Here is a 539-nt window from a genome sequence, read left to right on the forward strand (position 1 = left end):
TTCAACAACATCTACCCAAGTCCAAGATTTGTTCTTAGAGATTGGAGCGCATTCACGGATAGTAACTACGTCACCCGCTTTTGCAGTGTTATTTTCGTCATGTACGTGTAACTTAGTCGTACGTTTGATGAATTTCCCATAGATTGGGTGCTTCACGTAACGTGCGATAGCAACAGTGAAAGATTTTTCCATCTTGTCGCTGATTACACGGCCTTGAAGAGTACGAATTTTATCGCTCATTATTGACCTGCCTTCTGGTTAATAATTGTTTTTACACGCGCGATATCGCGACGTACTGTTCTTAGCGTGTGTGTCTGAGCTAACTGACCAGTGCTTGCTTGCATGCGCAGGTTAAACTGCTCACGAAGAAGACCTAGAAGTTCAGCATTTAGCTCTTCTACGCTTTTATCTTTTAGTTCGCTTGCTTTCATCACATTACCGTCCGAGTTACGAAAGTTGTTTTGAATGGCAGTTTACGAGCAGCAAGGTTAAACGCTTCACGAGCAAGCTCTTCTGAAACACCTTGCATTTGACAGCGT

2 protein-coding genes and 1 pseudogene are annotated in these 539 nt (G+C 43.0%); all 3 read right to left on the reverse strand.

Annotated elements, in window-relative coordinates; translation table 11 throughout:
• Nucleotides 1-240: 30S ribosomal protein S17 (gene rpsQ / locus ND16A_RS14425; protein WP_033076551.1), on the reverse strand; the 240-nt coding region annotated here is incomplete at its 3' end.
• Nucleotides 240-431 carry a 50S ribosomal protein L29 gene (gene rpmC, locus ND16A_RS14420; protein ID WP_004588692.1) on the reverse strand — a complete coding sequence of 64 codons (192 nt, stop codon included), beginning with the start codon at nt 429-431 and terminating at the stop codon, nt 240-242. The genes rpmC and rpsQ, both read right to left, overlap by 1 nt.
• Nucleotides 431-539, reverse strand: a pseudogene (gene rplP / locus ND16A_RS0118840) (50S ribosomal protein L16); the annotation flags it as partial. The gene rpmC and the pseudogene rplP, both read right to left, overlap by 1 nt.

Origin of the sequence: Thalassotalea sp. ND16A, assembly GCF_000764205.1 — a bacterium.
Classification (GTDB): domain Bacteria; phylum Pseudomonadota; class Gammaproteobacteria; order Enterobacterales; family Alteromonadaceae; genus Thalassotalea_A.

Excerpts from the sequence above, each read along its gene's own strand:
- rpmC (WP_004588692.1), bottom strand. The coding sequence starts at position 431 with ATGAAAGCAAGCGAACTAAAAGATAAAAGCGTAGAAGAGCTAAATGCT.